We start from the raw sequence: 19015 nt of genomic DNA, 5'->3' as shown, positions 1-19015 counted from the left end.
GACTCAGGACTCCTGGGTGACGGAGACGAGCACATCGTCCCCTTCGATCTTTACGGGGTATACGGGGACGGGGCGCGTCGCGGGAAGACCGGACGGCTTGCCGGTGCGGAGGTCGAAGCTGGAACCGTGCAGCCAGCATTCGATCATGCAGTCCTCGACCTCGCCCTCCGAGAGCGACACGTTCGCGTGCGAGCAGATGTCGTTGATCGCGAACACCTCGCCCTCGGTACGGACGACGGAGACCGGCGTGCCGTCGAGTTCCACCCGCTTCGGGGTGTCCTCCTCCAGCTCGGCCAGCCCACAGACACGGACGAAGGCCATCAGACGGACGCCTCCAGCTCCGCCTCGATGGTCGCCAGCAGCCGCTCCTCGACGTCCGGCAGTCCGATCTGCTGGACCAGCTCGGCGAAGAAGCCGCGCACGACCAGGCGGCGGGCCTCGGTCTCCGGGATGCCCCGGGCCATCAGGTAGAAGAGCTGCTCGTCGTCGAACCGGCCGGTGGCCGACGCGTGACCGGCGCCCGCGATCTCGCCGGTCTCGATCTCCAGGTTCGGCACGGAGTCGACGCGCGCGCCGTCCGTGAGGACCAGGTTGCGGTTCATCTCGTACGTGTCGGTGCCCTCGGCCGAGGCGCGGATGAGGACGTCACCGATCCATACGGCGTGCGCCTCGGCGCCCTGGAGCGCGCCCTTGTAGACGGCGTTCGACTTGCAGTGCGGGGCGTTGTGGTCGACCAGGAGGCGGTGCTCCTGGTGCTGGCCCTTGTCGGTGAAGTAGAGGCCGAACAGCTCGGCCTCGCCGCCGGGACCCGCGTACTGCACGCGCGGGTGGAGGCGTACGACGTCGCCGCCAAAGGTGACCACGACCGACTTGAAGGAGGCGTCCCGTCCGACCAGCGCGTTGTGCTGGGCGACGTGGACGGCCTTGTCGTCCCAGTCCTGGACGGAGACGACGGTCAGCTTGGCGCCGTCGCCGATGAGGTAGTCCACGTTGGCGGCGACCACCGCGTCACCGGTGTGGTCGATGACCACGACCGCCTCGGCGAAGGCTCCGACCTCGATGACCTGGTGGGCGTAGGAGGTCCCGCCCTCGCCGTGGACGGCGATCCGGATCGGCTCGCTCAGCACGGTCTCCTTGGGGACCGAGACGACCGAGGCCTTCTCGAAGGAGGAGAACGCCTGGGCGGCGACACGGTCCGCCGGAGTACCGGCCTTGCCGATGCGCGCGTCGTCGCGGCCGACGGTCTCGACGACCACGCCCTCGGGGGCGGTCACCTCGACCGTGACGCCGCCGTCCACCGCGACGGCGGTGCCGTCGTGCAGACCGCGCAGTCGCTCCAGCGGGGTGAACCGCCATTCCTCCTCGCGTCCGTGCGGGACGGGGAAGTCCGCCACGTCGAAGGAGGGGGAAGCGCTCATGCGCGTGGCGACGGTGGACTCGGCGGCCACCGCGATCGCGCCGGCGGTCGTGGAACCCGCCGGGATGTTCTGAGCCTCAGCCATGGCTGTCGTCGTGCTCTCTCTCTGCCTGTGCGTAAGAAAACGGTCGCTGCCGGGGAAGGGCACGCCGGGCGGCCCGCTCCGGCCGTACGGCCACGGTCCGAGCGGCGGCCGTACGGCCTGACGGAACCCTGCGGGGCGCCGCGTCAGGCCGTACGGAGCCGTACTAGCCGACGGAGCCTTCCATCTGCAGCTCGATCAGCCGGTTGAGTTCCAGCGCGTACTCCATCGGCAGTTCCTTGGCGATCGGCTCCACGAAGCCACGCACGATCATCGCCATCGCCTCGAACTCGGAGAGACCGCGGCTCATCAGGTAGAAGAGCTGGTCGTCGGAGACCTTGGAGACGGTCGCCTCGTGGCCCATGGAGACGTCGTCCTCGCGGACGTCGACGTACGGGTAGGTGTCGGAGCGCGAGATCGTGTCGACCAGCAGCGCGTCGCAGAGCACGTTGGACTTGGAGCCCTCGGCGCCCTCGCCGATCTCGATCAGACCGCGGTACGAGGTACGGCCGCCACCGCGCGCCACCGACTTGGAGACGATGTTCGACGAGGTGTTCGGGGCCATGTGGACCATCTTGGCGCCGGCGTCCTGGTGCTGGCCCTCGCCCGCGAAGGCGATGGACAGGGTCTCACCCTTGGCGTGCTCGCCCATCAGGTAGACGGCCGGGTACTTCATGGTGACCTTGGAGCCGATGTTGCCGTCGACCCACTCCATGGTCGCGCCCTCGTACGCCACGGCGCGCTTGGTGACCAGGTTGTAGACGTTGTTCGACCAGTTCTGGATGGTCGTGTAGCGGCAGCGGCCGCCCTTCTTGACGATGATCTCGACCACGGCGCTGTGCAGCGAGTCCGAGGAGTAGATCGGGGCGGTACAGCCCTCGACGTAGTGGACGTAGGCGTCCTCGTCGACGATGATCAGCGTCCGCTCGAACTGGCCCATGTTCTCCGTGTTGATACGGAAGTAGGCCTGGAGCGGGATGTCGACGTGCACACCCTTCGGCACGTAGATGAACGATCCGCCGGACCACACGGCCGTGTTCAGCGACGCGAACTTGTTGTCGCCGACCGGGATGACCTTGCCGAAGTACTCCTTGAAGAGCTCCGGGTGCTCCTTGAGCGCGGTGTCGGTGTCCATGAAGATGACACCCTGCTCCTCCAGGTCCTCCCGGATCTGGTGGTAGACGACCTCGGACTCGTACTGCGCGGCGACACCGGCGACGAGACGCTGCTTCTCCGCCTCCGGGATACCGAGCTTGTCGTACGTGTTCTTGATGTCGTCCGGCAGTTCGTCCCAGGAAGCGGCCTGCTTCTCGGTGGACCGCACGAAGTACTTGATGTTGTCGAAGTCGATACCCGACAGGTCGGAGCCCCAGTTCGGCATGGGCTTCTTGTCGAACAGGCGCAGACCCTTGAGCCGGAGGTTCAGCATCCACTCCGGCTCGCTCTTCTTCTGCGAGATGTCGCGGACGACAGCCTCGGAGAGACCGCGCTTGGCGGCGGCACCGGCGACGTCGGAGTCGGCCCAGCCGAATTCGTACGTGCCCAGGCCGTCGAGCTCAGGGTGGGCAGTCTCTGTGGGGAGCGTCATGCGGGGTTCCTCCCGGCTGTGCTTTCGGATGCGTGTGAACTGCTCTGGGGGGTGGCGGGGGTGGCGCGGGGAATGAAGGTCGTGCAGACCCCGTCACCGTGGGCGATGGTGGCAAGCCGCTGCACATGGGTTCCGAGCAGCTGCGAGAAGAATTCCGTCTCCGCCTCGCACAGCTGGGGGAACTGTCCTGCGACGTGCGCTACCGGGCAGTGGTGCTGGCAGAGCTGCTCGCCCTGCTGGCCGGGCGCGCTACGCGCCGTAGCAGCGTACCCGTCGGCGCTCAGCGCCTTGGCGAGAGCCTCGGTGCGCCCGTCGGGCCCGGCGGCCTCGACCGCCTCGCGGTACGCCCCGGCCTGGGCCTCGTACCGGGAGCGGGCGAAGGCGGCCACGGCCGCCTCGCCCTGCTCGCCGCCGCCCGCCGCACCGGCGATCCAGCGCAGGGCCTCGGCGGCGAGGGTGTCGTAGGACTGGTCGAAGGCGTCCCGGCCGCAGTCGGTCAGGGCGAACACCTTGGCGGGCCGGCCGCGCCCACGCGAGCCGTAGACCCGCTGATCGCGCGCTTCCACCACGGAATCGGCGACCAGGGCGTCGAGATGGCGGCGGACGGCGGCCTGGGTGAGCCCCAGGCGTCCGGCCAGATCGGAGACGGTGGACGGGCCGTGGTCCAGAATGGAGCGCGCGACGCGGTTGCGAGTGGAATGCTCACCGGTCGCGAGTTCCTCCTGAGGAGCCTCGCCAACGTATTTCACAACGCCATTGTTGCGTAATTCGTCCGACCCTGACAACCGTGGCCACGACGACGCGCCGTGCGTTTCATCACTAAGGGTTACCTAATAAAAGCCGTTCTTCCGCACGGGAAAGCGGCTTTCGTGGCGTGCGGGCGCCCCTTTTGCCCCCGCGGGCCCGAGGCGCACCGGCGCTGCCTAGAATTCCCGGCATGTACAGCGTCTTCGCGGGTCGCCCACTGCCCGACAGCGGGTCCGCCGCGGGCCGGATCTCCGGGGAGCCGGTCGTCGAGGTCCGGGGCCTGGTCAAGCGGTACGGGGCCAGGACCGCCGTCGACGGCCTCGATCTGAGCGTCCGGGCGGGCACGGTCACCGCCGTCCTCGGCCCCAACGGAGCCGGCAAGACCACCACGATCGAGACCTGCGAGGGCTACCGCCGACCCGACGCGGGCTCGGTCCGCGTCCTCGGCCTCGATCCGGTCGCCGACGCCGCCAGGCTCCGCCCGCGCATCGGTGTGATGCTCCAGTCCGGCGGGGTGTACTCCGGCGCGCGCGCCGACGAGATGCTCCGCCACATGGCCCGGCTGCACGCGCGGCCGCTCGATGTGGACGCCCTGATCGAACGGCTCGGCCTGGGCGGCTGCGGCCGTACGACCTACCGGCGGCTCTCCGGCGGCCAGCAGCAGCGCCTGGCGCTGGCCCTGGCCGTCGTCGGCCGCCCCGAGCTGGTCTTCCTCGACGAGCCGACCGCCGGGCTCGACCCGCAGGCCCGCCGCTCCACCTGGGAGCTGATCCGCGAGCTGCGCGCCGACGGCGTCGGCACCGTGCTGACCACGCATTTCATGGACGAGGCCGAGGCGCTGGCCGACGACGTCGTGATCATCGACGCGGGCCGGGTCATCGCGCAGGGCAGCCCCGAGGAGCTGTGCCGGGGCGGCGCGGAGAACACCCTGCGCTTCACCGGACGTCCCGGGCTCGACCTCGGCTCCCTGCTCAAGGCACTGCCGGACGGCACCCTGGCCGTCGAGGTGACCCCGGGGGCGTACCGGATCGGCGGCACGGTCGATCCGCAGCTGCTGGCCACCGTCGCCTCCTGGTGCGCGCAGCACGGCGTGCTGCCCGACGGGATCGCCGTGGAACGCCACACCCTGGAAGACGTCTTCCTCGAACTGACCGGCAAGGAGCTGCGTTCATGAGCACCGGTACGTACGCCCCGGCGCCGGGCGCGGCCCCGCTGTTCCGGATGATCGCGGCCCAGACCGCGTTCGAGACGAAGCTGCTGCTGCGCAACGGCGAACAGCTGCTGCTGACCGTGATCATCCCGTCGCTGCTGCTCGTGCTGTTCTCGACGGTCGACGTCGTCGACACCGGCACGGACCGGGCGGTGGACTTCCTGGCGCCCGGCATCCTGGCGCTGGCCGTGATGTCCACGGCCTTCACCGGCCAGGCCATCGCCACCGGCTTCGAACGGCGGTACGGGGTGCTCAAGCGGCTCGCCGCCTCCCCGCTGCCGCGCTGGGCCCTGATGACCGCCAAGACGCTCTCCGTGCTGGTCACCGAGGTGCTCCAGATCGTGCTGCTGACGGTCATCGCCGTCATGCTGGGCTGGTCGCCGGGCGGCAACCCGCTCGCCGTTCTGCTGCTGCTCGTGCTGGGCACCGCGGCCTTCTCCGGGCTCGGTCTGCTGATGGCCGGCACGCTCAGGGCCGAAGCCACCCTGGCCGCCGCGAACCTGGTCTTCCTGCTTCTCCTGGTGGGCGGCGGGGTGATCGTGCCGCTGGAGAAGTTCCCGGACGCCGCCCAGTCGGTGCTCGGGCTGCTGCCGATCGCGGCGCTCTCCGACGGGCTGCGGGATGTCCTGCAGCACGGCGCCGGGATGCCCTGGGGCGATCTCGGGGTGCTCGCCGTATGGGCGGCGCTCGGTCTCGGCGCGGCGGGCGCGCTCTTCCGCTGGGAGTGAGCGATCGCGCCGGGGGCGGACGACAGGCGGCGATCGCGGGCGGGAACAGCGAGGCGGGGATTGCGGGCGGAGACGCGGCTTACGTACCCCTCGTGAAAACCTGCACAAGCTCCCCCCTACCATGGTGGCCGTGTTGACCCCCCTCGCCTACATCGCCCGGCGCTGGACGCCCTCGCCGCGTGCGCTCCAGCGCGCCGCGCTCTCCGCCGTCGTCATGAGCGTGCTGATCGTCGTCACCGGCGGCGCGGTCCGGCTGACCGGTTCCGGTCTCGGCTGCGACACCTGGCCCAAGTGCACGGACGACAGCCTCTTCGCCACCCCGGCACAGGGGATCCACGGCGCCATCGAATTCGGCAACCGGATACTGACGTACGTCCTGTGCGCGGCGGTCGGCTGGGCGATCATCGCGGCCCGCTCCACCAAGCCCTGGCGGCGCGGGCTGACCCGACTGGCCTGGTCCCAGTTCTGGATCGTCATGGGCAACGCCGTACTCGGCGGCATCACCGTGTGGGCGGGCCTCAACCCGTGGACCGTGGCGGGGCACTTCCTCCTCGCCACCACCCTGCTCACCGTCACCACGGTCACCTGGCTGCGCACCCGCGAGGGCGACGGCGCCCCCCGCCCGCGCGTCCCGCGTCCGGTGAGCAAGCTGTCCTGGACGCTGGTCGTCTCGGCGCTGGTACTGATCGCGGCCGGCACCGTGGTGACGGGCTCGGGCCCGCACGCGGGCGACAGCAGCGACGTACCGCGCATGCCGTTCGACTGGGCCACCACCGCCCATGTCCACGCGGTCTTCGCCTGGATCGTCTGCGCGCTGGCCCTGGCGCTGTGGCTGGCGCTGCGGGTGGTGGACGCCCCGGCGGACACCCGGGCCCGCTCCCGCGATCTGCTGCTGGTCCTGCTGGCCCAAGGCGGCATCGGCTATGTGCAGTTCTTCACCGACCTTCCCGAAGCCCTGGTCGCCGTCCACATGTTGGGCTCCTGCCTGGTCTGGATCGCTGTCCTGCGGGTGGCGCTGAGCCTGCGCGAGCGCCCGAGGACCACGGCGGACATCCCGGCGCAGTCGGGCGCGGAGCTGTCCGCGGTCTGACGGTCCCGCTCTGCCCCGCGGATCTTCGCGGACGCCGGCCCGCCGCGCCCAGCGGGTCGGCGCGCCACCTGTCCGGGTGCCCTCGACGGCCGGCCGTCGGGGGCACGCTCATGTCCGATCGCCGCCGGAACACCGCGCCGTCCGAGGACGGGCCGCTCCCGACCGTCCCCAGGGGCTGACCCCGGGGGCACGGCGCGGGGCTCACCCCGGGGGCTCAGCGCGGGCGCACGGCGCGGGCGCTCACTCCCGTAATGCCGCCGCGGGATCCCGGAGCGACCGGACGGGGCCTCAGTTGTTCGCGCGGCCGCCGAGCTGGATGCCGGCCATCCGGGACCACTCGTACGGGCCGGTGCGCACCCTGGCCGCGAACTCCCCGTCGAAGGACTCGTGCAGCGTGAGTCCCGCCTTCTCGGCGGCGCTCTTCGCGACCGCGTGCGTGGGCGCGACGAGGTCGCCCCAGCCGCCGTCCTCGCCGACCAGCACGATGCGGGTACCGGCCTGGCCGAGGTACGCGAGGTGTCCTTCGGCGCCGCCGTGCCGCCGGGCGAAGGCGCCGATCCGCTTGGCCAGCCGGGCCGCCCGGCGCTCGGCACGCGCAGCCTGCCGGGCCAGGGCCTTGCTCTCGTCGCTGTCCACAACCTGCTGGGTGTCTGCCATGGAGTGGATGCTACCGACGGGTAGTCCAACGGGCGACGGGCGGGGCGCGTGGTGTCGACCACGCGCCCCGCCCGTCACGGAGTTCGGATTGTCCGTACGCGTTACCCGTACGCGCTGGAGAGGCCCTACCGGAGGAAGGGGTCCACGGCGACCGCCACGAAGAGCAGCGACACGTAGGTGATCGACCAGTGGAACAGCCGCATCTCCTTCAGCTTGCCGCCCGCCTCCCCGGCCTTGGCGCGCGACTGGAGGGCGTGCGCCTCCCAGAGCCAGTAGCCGCCGGCCACCAGGGCGACCGCCGTGTAGAACCAGCCGGTGTAGCCCAGCGGGGTCAGCAGCAGCGAGACGCCGACCATCACCCAGCTGTAGAGAACGATCTGGCGGGCCACCACCCGATTGGACGCGACGACCGGAAGCATCGGCACACCCACGCGCGCGTAGTCGTCCCGCACCTTCATCGACAGCGGCCAGTAGTGCGGCGGCGTCCAGAAGAAGATGACCAGGAAGAGGATGACCGCGGCCCAGGACATCGAATTGGTGACGGCGGACCAGCCGATCAGGACCGGCATACAGCCCGCGATACCGCCCCAGACGATGTTCTGCGCGGTACGGCGCTTGAGAATCATCGTGTAAACGACGACGTAGAAAAGGAGCGCGCCCAGCGAGAGCGCCGCGGACAGCCAGTTGACCAGCAATCCGAACCAGAGCGTCGAGACCACGGCCAGCGTGAGACCGAAGATCAGTCCCTCGCGCGGTGAGACCATGCCGGTGACCAGCGGGCGCTGCGACGTGCGGTTCATCAGCGCGTCGATGTCACGGTCGATGTACATGTTGAGCGCGTTGGCGCCGCCGGCGGAGAGATAACCGCCGACGCAGGTGATGAAAACGAGCCAGAGATCCGGCACGCTCTGCGCGGCCAGGAACATCACCGGAACGGTGGTGATGAGAAGAAGCTCGATGATCCGCGGCTTGGTCAGCGCCACGAATGCTTTGACGCGGGCCCCGAACGGCCGATGGCCCCCCGGACTCGGAGTCAAGACGACCCCTGCGGGTCGGGACTCGACGGCCGTCACGCACACCCCTGACAGAGAAATCCCAGCAAGCTCCGGGCATGAAGGCCCGGTAAAGACTCGCGCTTACCACGCCACTCTAGACGTTGCCCAGAGGCCGCCCTTCGCGGGGGTGGGCTCGTGTTGAGCCTTCCTTTCGGATGACCGGAAAGTGCCCGGGAGGCGAAGTCCCAGCGCGCGCCGCACCCTGGTAACGGATTCGAAAAGTTGCGTGTTGCTCCGGAGGTAGGCTCAGCAGCGAATCGGTGCGCCGTCAGACACCGGTATAGAACATGTGGAGAGGAGCCCTGACTCAGGGTGAGTACCAAGCCGACCACTACAGGCCTTGACTGGACCGATCTGGACCGCCGGGCTGTCGACACCGCCCGCGTCCTGGCCATGGACTCCGTACAGAAGGTCGGCAACGGCCATCCGGGTACGGCCATGAGCCTGGCCCCCGCGGCCTATGTGCTGTTCCAGAAGCTGATGCGGCACGACCCGTCCGACGCCCGGTGGACCGGCCGCGACCGGTTCATCCTCTCGGCGGGACACTCGTCCCTGACCCTCTACACGCAGCTCTACCTGGCCGGCTACGGCCTGGAGCTGAGCGACCTGGAGTCCTTCCGCACCTGGGGTTCGAAGACCCCGGGTCACCCGGAGTACGGACACACCGTCGGCGTCGAGACCACCACGGGACCGCTCGGCCAGGGCGTGGCGAACGCCGTGGGCATGGCCATGGCCGCCCGTTACGAGCGCGGTCTGTACGACCCCGAGGCGGCGGCCGGCACCTCGCCCTTCGACCACACCATCTTCGTGATCGCGGGCGACGGCTGCCTCCAGGAGGGCATCTCCGCCGAGGCGTCCTCGCTGGCCGGTCACCAGAAGCTGGGCAACCTGGTCCTGCTGTGGGACGACAACCACATCTCGATCGAGGGCGACACCGAGACCGCTGTCTCGGAGGACACCCTCAAGCGGTACGAGGCGTACGGCTGGCACGTCCAGCGCGTGGCGCAGCAGGAGAACGGCGACCTGGACCCGGCGGGTCTGTACGAGGCGCTGAAGGCGGCGCAGGCCGAGACGGAGCGCCCCTCCTTCATCGCCGCCCGCTCGATCATCGCCTGGCCCGCCCCGCACGCGCAGAACACCGAGGCCTCGCACGGCTCGGCCCTCGGCGCCGACGAGGTCGCGGCCACCAAGAAGGTCCTCGGCTTCGACCCGGAGAAGTCCTTCGACGTCGCCGACGAGGTCCTCGCCCACACCCGTGCGGTGCTGGAGCGCGGCCGGGGAACGCGCGCCGAGTGGGAGAAGTCCTTCGAGGCGTGGCGTGCGGCCAACCCGGAGCGCGCGGCGACGTTCGACCGGGTCCGCGCCGGCGAACTGCCCACCGGCTGGGAGGAGAAGCTCCCCGCCTTCGAGACCGGCAAGGCCGTCGCGACGCGTGCCGCGTCCGGCAAGGTGCTGCAGGCCCTCGGTGAGATCATCCCCGAGCTGTGGGGCGGCTCCGCCGACCTCGCGGGCTCGAACAACACCACCATCGACAAGACGTCGTCGTTCCTCCCGGCGGGCAACCCGCTGCCGGAGGCCGACCCGTACGGCCGCACGGTGCACTACGGCATCCGCGAGCACGCCATGGGCTCGACGATGAACGGCATCGCGCTGCACGGCAACACCCGTATCTACGGCGGCACTTTCCTGGTGTTCTCCGACTACATGCGCCCGGCCGTGCGGCTCGCGGCGCTGATGCGGGTGCCCGTCACGTACGTCTGGACCCACGACTCCATCGGTCTGGGTGAGGACGGCCCGACGCACCAGCCGGTCGAGCACCTCTCCGCGCTGCGCGCCATCCCGGGTCTGAACATCGTCCGTCCGGCGGACGCCAACGAGACGGCGATCGCCTGGCGCGAGATCCTCAAGCGGCACGACAAGGGCGCCCCGCACGGTCTGGCGCTGACCCGTCAGGGTGTGCCGACGTACGACGCCAACGACGAAGCCGCCAAGGGCGGTTACGTGCTGTTCGAGGCGGACGGCGGGGAACCGCGGGTCATCCTGATCGGTACGGGCTCCGAGGTCCAGCTGGCCGTGGAGGCGCGCGAGCAGCTCCAGGCGGCGGGCATCCCGACGCGGGTTGTCTCGATGCCGTCGGTCGAGTGGTTCGAAGAGCAGGATCAGGGGTACCGGGATGCGGTGCTGCCGCCGTCCGTGAAGGCGCGGGTCGCGGTCGAGGCCGGCATCGGGCTCACCTGGCACCGCTTCGTGGGCGACGCCGGACGCATCGTTTCGCTGGAGCACTTCGGTGCCTCGGCCGACGCCAAGGTCCTCTTCCGCGAGTTCGGCTTCACCGCCGACGCGGTCGCCGCGGCGGCCCGGGAATCTCTGGAAGCCTCGGCGCGCTGACGCCTGTATACGAACTGTAGGAGATGCAGAACTCATGACAGACGCACTCAAGCGCCTCTCCGACGAAGGCGTCGCGATCTGGCTCGACGACCTGTCGCGCAAGCGGATCACGTCGGGCAACCTCGCCGAACTCGTCGACCAGCAGCATGTGGTGGGTGTCACCACCAACCCGTCGATCTTCCAGAAGGCGATCTCGGAAGGCGACGGGTACGACACTCAGCTGACCGACCTGGCCGCCCGCAAGGTCACGGTCGAGGAAGCCATCCGCATGATCACGACGGCGGACGTCCGTGACGCCGCCGACGTCCTGCGTCCGGTCTTCGACGCCACGCAGGGCCAGGACGGCCGGGTCTCCATCGAGGTCGACCCGCGCCTGGCGCACGACACCGTGGCGACCATCGCCGAGGCCAAGCAGCTCGCCTGGCTGGTGGACCGCCCGAACACGCTCATCAAGATCCCGGCGACGAAGGCCGGCCTGCCGGCGATCACCGAGACCATCGGCCGGGGCATCAGCGTCAACGTGACGCTGATCTTCTCGCTGGAGCGCTACCGCGCGGTCATGGACGCCTACCTGGCGGGCCTGGAGAAGGCGAAGGCCGCGGGCCTGGACCTCTCCAAGATCCACTCGGTGGCGTCCTTCTTCGTGTCCCGCGTGGACGCCGAGATCGACAAGCGGCTCGACGCGCTGGGCACCTCCGAGGCCGGGCAGGCGCGCGGCAAGGCGGCCCTGGCCAACGCGCGACTCGCGTACGAGGCGTACGAAGAGGTCTTCGCGGGCGACCGCTGGGCCGCCCTGGACCGGGCGCAGGCCAACAAGCAGCGTCCGCTGTGGGCCTCGACCGGCGTGAAGGACCCGGCGTACAAGGACACCCTGTACGTCGACGAGCTGGTCGCCCCCAACACGGTGAACACCATGCCGGAGGCCACGCTCGAAGCCACCGCCGACCACGGCGCGATCACCGGTGACACGGTGCGTGGCACGTACGACCAGGCGCGCGCCGACCTCGAAGCCGTCGAGAAGCTGGGCATCTCGTACGACGAGATCGTCCAGCTGCTGGAGGACGAGGGCGTCGACAAGTTCGAGATCGCCTGGAACGACCTGCTCAAGTCGACGGAGGCGGAGCTCAAGCGCCTCGCTCCCTCGGAGGACTGAGAACCTTGACCGCAACCCACGGAGCGAACCCGCTCCGTGACGCCTTGGACCGACGGCTCCCGCTCATCGCGGGGCCGTCGGGCCTGGTCATCTTTGGCGTCACGGGCGATTTGTCCCGCAAAAAGCTGATGCCTGCCATCTATGACCTCGCCAATCGCGGGCTGCTGCCGCCGGGCTTCTCGCTCGTCGGCTTCGCGCGCCGCGACTGGGAGGACGAGGACTTCGCACAGGTGGTGCACGACGCCGTCAAGGAGCACTCGCGGACGCCGTTCCGCGAGGAGGTCTGGCAGCAGCTCAGCCAGGGCATGCGCTTCGTCCAGGGCAACTTCGACGACGACAACGCCTTCGAGAATCTGAAGGCGACGATCGCGGAGCTGGACAAGGCGCAGGGCACCGGCGGCAACTTCGCCTTCTACCTCTCCGTACCGCCGAAGTTCTTCCCGCAGGTCGTGCAGCAGCTCAAGAAGCACGGCCTCGCGGACCAGAAGGAAGGCTCCTGGCGGCGTGCCGTCATCGAGAAGCCCTTCGGCCACGACCTGGCCTCCGCGCAGGAGCTGAACAAGGTCGTCCACGAGGTCTTCCCGTCCAACGAGGTCTTCCGGATCGACCACTATCTGGGCAAGGAGACCGTCCAGAACATTCTGGCGCTGCGGTTCGCCAACACCCTCTTCGAGCCGATCTGGAACCGGTCGTACGTCGACCACGTCCAGATCACGATGGCCGAGGACATCGGCATCGGCGGCCGCGCGGGGTACTACGACGGCATCGGCGCCGCCCGTGACGTCATCCAGAACCACCTGCTCCAGCTGCTCGCGCTGACCGCCATGGAGGAGCCCGCCTCCTTCGACGCGGACGCGCTGGCGGCGGAGAAGACCAAGGTGCTGGGCGCGGTGAAGCTGCCCAGGGACCTGGCGGCGGACACCGTACGCGGGCAGTACGCGGCGGGCTGGCAGGGCGGCGAGAAGGCCGTCGGCTACCTCCAGGAAGACGGGATCGACGCCAAGTCGAAGACCGACACCTACGCCGCGGTGAAGCTGGAGATCGACAACCGCCGCTGGGCGGGCGTCCCCTTCTATCTCCGTACCGGCAAGCGCCTCGGCCGCCGGGTCACCGAGATCGCGGTCGTCTTCCAGCGGGCCCCGCACTCCCCCTTCGACCACACGGCCACCGAAGAGCTGGGGCAGAACGCCCTGGTCATCCGGGTCCAGCCGGACGAAGGCGTGACGATGCGCTTCGGCTCGAAGGTGCCGGGCACCTCGATGGAGGTGCGGGACGTCTCGATGGACTTCGCGTACGGCGAGTCCTTCACGGAGTCCAGCCCCGAGGCGTACGAGCGGCTCATCCTCGATGTGCTGCTCGGCGACTCGAACCTCTTCCCGCGGGTGGAGGAGGTCGAGCTGTCCTGGAAGATCCTCGACCCGATCGAGAAGTTCTGGGACACGCACGGCAAGCCCGCGCAGTACGAGTCCGGGACCTGGGGTCCGGTCGAGGCGGACGAAATGCTCGCACGAGACGGACGGAGCTGGCGTCGGCCATGAAGATCGACCTTACGGACACCACGTCCAGCAAGATCAACAAGGCACTGGTGCAGGGGCGCCGGGCCATCGGCACCCCCGCCGTCGGCATGGTCCTCACCCTGGTCATCGTCACCGACGAGGAGAACGCGTACGACGCGCTCAAGGCCGCCAACGACGCGTCCCGTGAGCACCCGTCGAGGAAGCTCGTCGTCGTCAAGCGCGTCTCACGATCGGCGCGCGACCGGGCCAAGGCCCGCCTGGACGCCGAGGTACGGGTCGGCGTGGACGCCGGCACCGGCGAGACGGTCGTCCTGCGTCTGTACGGCGACGTCATAGACCACGCCCAGTCGGTGGTACTGCCGCTGCTGCTTCCGGATGCCCCGGTCGTGGTGTGGTGGCCGGTCCACGCGCCCGTCAACCCGGCCCAGGACCCTCTGGGCAAGCTGGCGCAGCGACGGGTGACGGACACGTACACCGCCGAGCACCCCACCGAGGAACTGACGGCCCGCGCCGACGCGTACACCCCGGGCGACACGGATCTGTCCTGGACCAGGATCACCCCGTGGCGCTCGATGGTCGCGGCGGCTCTCGACCAGGTGACCTGCAAGGTCACCTCGGTGGAGGTGGGCGGCGAGGAGTTCAATCCGAGTGTCGAGCTGCTCGCCATGTGGCTCGCCGAGCGGCTGCACGTACCGGTGAGGCGCACCGTCTCCCCGGGGCCCGGCCTCACATCCGTACGGATGGAGACCGACTCGGGCCAGATCGTGCTCGACCGGGCGAACGGTTCGCTGGCGACCCTCTCCATCGAGGGCCAGCCGGACCGCGCGGTGGCGCTGAACCGCCGCGAGACGTCCGAGCTGATCGCGGAGGAGCTGCGCCGGCTCGACCCGGACGACACCTACGCGTCGGCGCTGCGCTTCGGCGTGCACCGGCTGGCGGACGGGGCCACCGCGCCGGCCGGCGCGGCCACCTCGGGTGCGGCTCCGGAGCCGGACGCCCCGGCGAGGGCCGCGAAGAAGGCGCCCGCCAAGAAGTCGGCGTCGAAGTGAGTGCTCCGCAGCTCGTCGTCCACCGCGACAAGGAGCTGATGGCACAGGCCGCGGCGGCCCGGCTGATCACGAAGATCGTGGACGCCCAGGCCGCGCGCGGCTCCGCCTCGGTGGTGCTGACGGGCGGACGCAACGGCAACGGCCTGCTGGCCGCGCTGTCGGCCGCGCCCGCCCGTGACGCGGTCGACTGGTCGCGCCTCGACCTGTGGTGGGGCGACGAGCGCTTCCTGCCCGAGGGCGACCCGGAGCGGAACATCACCCAGGCCCGGGAGGCGCTGCTCGACTCGGTGCCGCTGGACCCGTCGCGGGTGCATGTGATGCCGGCCTCGGACGGCCCGTACGGCAGTGACGTGGAGGCGGCGGCCGCCGCGTACGCCACGGAACTCGCCGCGGCGGCCCGCCCCGAGGATCACGCGCGGGTGCCGTCCTTCGACGTCCTGATGCTGGGCGTCGGTCCGGACACCCATGTCGCCTCGCTCTTCCCGGAGCTTCCCGGCGTACGGGAGACCGAGCGCACCGTCGTCGCGGTGCACGGCGCCCCCAAGCCTCCGCCCCTGCGTATCTCGCTGACGCTGCCCGCGATCCGCGCGGCGCACGAGGTATGGCTGCTGGCGGCGGGCGAGGACAAGGCGAAGGCGGCGGAGATCGCCCTGTCGGGCGCGGGCGAGATCCAGGCCCCGGCGGCGGGCGCGTACGGCCGGAGCCGCACGCTCTGGCTGCTGGACGCGGCGGCGGCCTCGGCCCTGCCCCGTGAGCTCTACCCTCCGGCCTCCGCCTGACATCACACCGGCCGGATGTGTGAAGGCCCGGTTCGCCTCGCGGCGAGCCGGGCCTTCGGCTTTCCCTCCGCCGTTGTCCGGTGGCGCCGGAGCGCGTCAGAAAGGCCGGAGCGCGTTCAGAGGGGCCGGCGCGCGTCAGAGGATGATCTGGTCGGCTCCCGCCTCCAGCCGCGCGACGGCGGCGCGCGCGGCGTTCACGAAGATCCTGAAGTCCTCGGTGGTGCTGGTGGCCCGCCCGGCCCGGGTGTTGTCCACGAACATCTTCCGCCGGAGCTCGGTGGTGATCTCCAGCTGAGCCCCCTTCCCGAGGAGGGTCCTGTTACACAGGTTGAGGGGCTGGACACCGGCCAGATCGGGCACGGACGACCCGTCGATCGTCTGGATTCCGGCGGCCCGGAACGCGTCGTGGAGGTACTGCTTGAACGTGCCGTTGAGACCACCGACGACTACGGCCTCGGGCTTGCCGACGGGAGCGCCCGCCTGGGACGCGGTGCAGCCGTGCAGGCTCAGTACGTTGAGGCTGCCCGTCGCGAGGGAGAGGGCGATCCGGTCGTCGCAGTGCGTCGCCGTGACATGCAGGTCACCGTTGCCGCTGGAACGGAGCCCCTCGAACATCCAGTAGTCGTGGACGGGGCCGCCGGCCGGGCTGTTCTCGGGCTTGGCCGGGTCGTAGCCGGCGATCGCGAGACAGAGCTCGGAGGTGCCGGTCTCTATGCCGCCGCCGTGCGGAGCGACCACGGTGGTGCGGGGGTACGGGTAGGTCGCGCCGAGGCTGAAGTCGGCCTGCTCGTGCCGCCGGTAGCGGCGGGCGAAGTCGATGCCCTCCCGGCCCGCGAGCTTGGTGTAGAGGTCGGTGTTGGACGCGTACAGGTCGGTGGCGGCATGGGCGGGCGCCGCGCCGAGCCCGGTCAGCAGGGGGCCGCCCACGGTGGCGGCGGCCAGAGCGGTGAGAACCGTACGACGGCTGGTGGAGGTCATACGGCAATGATCCACATGTCGCCTCATCAGGGGTGGGGCGGGGGCACCTCCTTGATCAGGAAGGGCTTCAGCGGGCCGGGCACCGCCGCTTCCGCGAAGGCGAGGCCCTCGCCCGTGGTGGCGTCGCGGATGTGGTAGGCGCCCTCGCCCGCCGCTGTCGTCGCCGTCAGCGTCAGCAGACACGCGCGGCGCTGGACGTAGGACTGCTTGACCGTCCAGCCGATCACGCCGCCGCGCTGGAGCGCGATCGTCGTGCGCCGCAAGGTGCCCGAGCGGGCCACCAGGGGCCCAGGCTGCGGTAGGCGTCGAGGAGGACGGCGGCCGGCAGCAGGATCACGGCGAGCACCCCGCCGACGACGAGCAGGACATCGGCCAGCAGGAAGCCCAGGAGCGTGAGGACCGCGGCGGCCGGCGACCGGCGCAGCCGGCGGCCGCGCGCGGCGCGCGGGTGCGGGGTCAGCCGCTCGGCCAGTTCGGCGGCCCGCTCGTGCTCCAGTCCCTCGATCCGTATCGCGCCCTTGGCGGACGCGGTCGTGACGATCACCGTGGAGAGTCCGCACAGCTGCTCCAGCGGGCCCCGCACCGTGTCCACTGTCTGGATCCGGGACATCGGCGCGATCCGCCATTCCCTGCGGAAGGACGGACCTGGACCGCCTCGTCCGTCACCTCCCAGCGGTGCACGCCGAACCACCACCCGGGTATGAGCGCGGTGCAGGCGAGGCCGAGCACCGCCAGCGCGGCGGCGGGGATCAGCAGCCAGGGGCGCGCGGGGGCGATGAACGCCCCCGGCACGCCCAGCACGGCCACCGGGACGACGGTCAGCAGCGCCCACCGCGCCCGCCACCAGCCGATGGCGCGCTCGTCCAGCGTGTTCTCGGGCGGCCGCAGCCGTCGTCCCCCTTCCTCCATCGGTCAGCGGCCGCGCAGCGAGCGGTACGTGGCGACCAGCGCCGCGGTCGAACCGTCCAGCTGGTCGCCCGGCTCGTCACCGGTGAGCACCGGTTCGATCTTCCTGGCGAGGACCTTGCCCAGCTCGACGCCCCACTGGTCGAAGGAGTCGATGTTCCAGACGGCGCCCTGGACGAACACCTTGTGCTCGTACAGCGCGATCAGCTGGCCGAGGACGGACGGCGTGAGGTGCTCGGCGAGGATGGTGGTGGTCGGGTGGTTGCCGCGGAAGGTCTTGTGCGGCACCAGCTCCTCGGGCACCCCTTCCGCCCGTACCTCCTCGGGCGTCTTGCCGAAGGCGAGCGCCTGGGTCTGGGCGAAGAAGTTGGCCATCAGCAGGTCGTGCTGTGCGACCAGTCCCGGCAGCAGGTCGGCGACCGGCCGGGCGAAGCCGATGAAGTCTGCCGGGATGACCTTGGTGCCCTGGTGGATCAACTGGTAGTACGCGTGCTGCCCGTTGGTGCCCGGGGTACCCCAGACGACGGGGCCGGTCTGCCAGTCGACGGGCTTGCCGTCCCGGTCCACGGACTTGCCGTTGGACTCCATGTCCAGCTGCTGGAGATAGGCCGTGAACTTCGACAGGTAGTGGCTGTACGGGAGTACGGCGTGCGACTGGGCGTCGAAGAACGCGCCGTACCAGACACCCAGCAGTCCGAGCAGCAGCGGCGCGTTGGCCTCCGCCGGCGCGGTGCGGAAGTGTTCGTCGACCAGGTGGAAGCCGTCGAGCATCTCGCGGAACCGGCCGGGGCCGATCGCGATCATCAGCGAGAGCCCGATGGCCGAGTCGTACGAGTAACGCCCGCCGACCCAGTCCCAGAACTCGAACATGTTGGCGGTGTCGATGCCGAAGTCGGAGACCTTCTCGCTGTTCGTGGAGAGCGCCACGAAGTGCTTGGCGACGGCCTCCTGGCCGGCCTTGAGTTCGGTCAGCAGCCAGTCGCGCGCGGAGGTGGCGTTGGTGATGGTCTCGATGGTGGTGAAGGTCTTCGACGCGACGATGAACAGCGTCTCGGCCGGGTCCAGGTCCCGCACGGCCTCGTGCAGGTCGGCGCCGTCGACGTTGGAGACGAAACGGACCGTCAGCTCCCGGTCGGTGAAGGACCGGAGCACCTCGTACGCCATGGCGGGACCGAGGTCGGAGCCGCCGATGCCGATGTTGACCACGTTCTTGATGGGCCGGCCGGTGTGGCCCGTCCACTCACCGGACCTGACCTGGTCGGCGAAGGCGCCCATCTTGTCCAGCACGGCGTGCACCGCCGGCACGACGTTCTCCCCGTCCACCTCGATGACCGCGTCCCGGGGGGCGCGCAGCGCGGTGTGCAGCACCGCGCGGTCCTCGGTGGTGTTGATCTTGTCGCCGCGGAACATCGCGTCCCGCAGCTCCTCGACCCCGGTGGCCGTGGCCAGCTCGCGCAGCAGCGCCAGCGTCTCGTCCGTCACCAGGTGCTTGGAGTAGTCCAGGTGGAGGTCTCCCACCTGGAGGGTGTAGCCGGTACCGCGCGCCGGGTCGGCGGCGAACAGCTCCCGCAGATGGGTCTCCCCCAGCTGCTCCCGGTGGGCGCCCAGCGCGCTCCATGCGGGGAGCTGGTCGAGCCTGGTACGGCTTCCTGCGTTCATTCGGACATCAGC

At 70.3% G+C, this 19015-nt stretch carries 17 protein-coding genes and 1 pseudogene; 8 read left to right on the top strand and 10 right to left on the bottom strand.

Annotated features, from left to right (window positions below; translation table 11 throughout):
- Window positions 1–3 precede the first annotated feature (3 nt).
- The 4 genes from ACIBAE_RS26560 to ACIBAE_RS26545 all read right to left on the bottom strand — a co-directional run bounded on the left by ACIBAE_RS26560 (window position 4) and on the right by ACIBAE_RS26545 (window position 3836).
- The gene (locus ACIBAE_RS26560; protein WP_399290103.1) at window positions 4–321 is read right to left on the bottom strand and encodes a bifunctional 3-phenylpropionate/cinnamic acid dioxygenase ferredoxin subunit; all 318 of its coding nucleotides are present in this window, start codon (window positions 319–321) and stop codon (window positions 4–6) included.
- Complete coding sequence (sufD, locus tag ACIBAE_RS26555; RefSeq protein ID WP_399290101.1) at window positions 321–1502, bottom strand: Fe-S cluster assembly protein SufD; 1182 nt, start codon at window positions 1500–1502, stop codon at window positions 321–323. Before sufD ends, ACIBAE_RS26560 begins: the two co-directional genes overlap by 1 nt.
- A 163-nt stretch (window positions 1503–1665) precedes the next feature.
- On the bottom strand, window positions 1666–3087 hold the full coding sequence (sufB, locus tag ACIBAE_RS26550) for a Fe-S cluster assembly protein SufB (protein WP_399290099.1): 1422 nt from the start codon (window positions 3085–3087) through the stop codon (window positions 1666–1668).
- Window positions 3084–3836, bottom strand: a complete 753-nt coding sequence (locus tag ACIBAE_RS26545; RefSeq protein ID WP_399290097.1) for a helix-turn-helix transcriptional regulator — start codon at window positions 3834–3836, stop codon at window positions 3084–3086. Before ACIBAE_RS26545 ends, sufB begins: the two co-directional genes overlap by 4 nt.
- 245 nt (window positions 3837–4081) lie before the next feature.
- Between ACIBAE_RS26545 and ACIBAE_RS26540 the strand changes: the two genes are divergently transcribed.
- The 3 genes from ACIBAE_RS26540 to ACIBAE_RS26530 all read left to right on the top strand — a co-directional run bounded on the left by ACIBAE_RS26540 (window position 4082) and on the right by ACIBAE_RS26530 (window position 6862).
- Entirely contained in the window at window positions 4082–5008 is a 927-nt protein-coding gene (locus ACIBAE_RS26540) for an ABC transporter ATP-binding protein (RefSeq protein ID WP_399290172.1), read from the top strand.
- On the top strand, window positions 5005–5772 hold the full coding sequence (locus tag ACIBAE_RS26535) for an ABC transporter permease (protein ID WP_399290095.1): 768 nt from the start codon (window positions 5005–5007) through the stop codon (window positions 5770–5772). The genes ACIBAE_RS26540 and ACIBAE_RS26535 overlap by 4 nt, the downstream gene beginning before the upstream one ends.
- 121 nt (window positions 5773–5893) lie before the next feature.
- Entirely contained in the window at window positions 5894–6862 is a 969-nt protein-coding gene (locus ACIBAE_RS26530) for a heme A synthase (protein ID WP_399290093.1), read from the top strand.
- A 288-nt stretch (window positions 6863–7150) separates the two neighbouring features.
- On the opposite strand, the gene ACIBAE_RS26525 is transcribed toward ACIBAE_RS26530, so the two are convergent.
- Both ACIBAE_RS26525 and ACIBAE_RS26520 read right to left on the bottom strand, forming a co-directional pair.
- A complete protein-coding gene (locus ACIBAE_RS26525; protein WP_399290091.1) occupies window positions 7151–7519 on the bottom strand; it encodes a hypothetical protein in 369 nt (122 codons plus the stop codon).
- Between the two features lie 125 nt (window positions 7520–7644).
- Window positions 7645–8592, bottom strand: coding sequence for a heme o synthase (locus ACIBAE_RS26520; protein WP_399290089.1), 948 nt, complete (start codon window positions 8590–8592; stop codon window positions 7645–7647).
- A gap of 294 nt (window positions 8593–8886) precedes the next feature.
- Here ACIBAE_RS26520 and tkt point away from each other — a divergent pair, with 294 nt between their 5' ends.
- Genes tkt through pgl form a run of 5 tightly spaced genes read left to right on the top strand, consistent with a single transcriptional unit; the run spans window position 8887 to window position 15460 of the window.
- Window positions 8887–10962: a transketolase gene (gene tkt / locus ACIBAE_RS26515; RefSeq protein ID WP_399290087.1), complete on the top strand. Its 2076-nt coding sequence runs from the start codon at window positions 8887–8889 to the stop codon at window positions 10960–10962.
- Window positions 10963–10996: 34 nt separating this feature from the next.
- On the top strand, window positions 10997–12115 hold the full coding sequence (gene tal, locus ACIBAE_RS26510; RefSeq protein WP_399290086.1) for a transaldolase: 1119 nt from the start codon (window positions 10997–10999) through the stop codon (window positions 12113–12115).
- A 5-nt stretch (window positions 12116–12120) separates the two neighbouring features.
- Entirely contained in the window at window positions 12121–13653 is a 1533-nt protein-coding gene (gene zwf / locus ACIBAE_RS26505; protein ID WP_399290084.1) for a glucose-6-phosphate dehydrogenase, read from the top strand.
- The gene (opcA, locus tag ACIBAE_RS26500) at window positions 13650–14681 is read left to right on the top strand and encodes a glucose-6-phosphate dehydrogenase assembly protein OpcA (RefSeq protein ID WP_399290082.1); all 1032 of its coding nucleotides are present in this window, start codon (window positions 13650–13652) and stop codon (window positions 14679–14681) included. The genes zwf and opcA overlap by 4 nt, the downstream gene beginning before the upstream one ends.
- Window positions 14678–15460, top strand: coding sequence for a 6-phosphogluconolactonase (gene pgl / locus ACIBAE_RS26495; protein ID WP_399290080.1), 783 nt, complete (start codon window positions 14678–14680; stop codon window positions 15458–15460). The genes opcA and pgl overlap by 4 nt, the downstream gene beginning before the upstream one ends.
- A gap of 135 nt (window positions 15461–15595) precedes the next feature.
- Here pgl and ACIBAE_RS26490 read toward each other — a convergent pair whose 3' ends face one another.
- The 4 genes and pseudogenes from ACIBAE_RS26490 to pgi form a co-directional block, all read right to left on the bottom strand.
- Window positions 15596–16438 (bottom strand): poly-gamma-glutamate hydrolase family protein, encoded by an 843-nt coding sequence (locus ACIBAE_RS26490; RefSeq protein ID WP_399290078.1) that lies wholly within the window; start codon window positions 16436–16438, stop codon window positions 15596–15598.
- Between the two features lie 26 nt (window positions 16439–16464).
- The gene (locus ACIBAE_RS26485; protein WP_399290076.1) at window positions 16465–16701 is read right to left on the bottom strand and encodes a hypothetical protein; all 237 of its coding nucleotides are present in this window, start codon (window positions 16699–16701) and stop codon (window positions 16465–16467) included.
- A gap of 167 nt (window positions 16702–16868) precedes the next feature.
- A pseudogene (locus tag ACIBAE_RS26480) lies at window positions 16869–17347 on the bottom strand (PH domain-containing protein); the annotation flags it as partial.
- Window positions 17348–17350: 3 nt separating this feature from the next.
- Window positions 17351–19003 (bottom strand): glucose-6-phosphate isomerase, encoded by a 1653-nt coding sequence (gene pgi, locus ACIBAE_RS26475; RefSeq protein WP_399290074.1) that lies wholly within the window; start codon window positions 19001–19003, stop codon window positions 17351–17353.
- Window positions 19004–19015 lie beyond the last annotated feature (12 nt).

It is taken from the genome of Streptomyces sp. NPDC051569, from assembly GCF_044454085.1.
In the GTDB taxonomy this organism is placed as follows: domain Bacteria; phylum Actinomycetota; class Actinomycetes; order Streptomycetales; family Streptomycetaceae; genus Streptomyces.
This window is presented reverse-complemented; position numbering and strand designations above follow the sequence as displayed.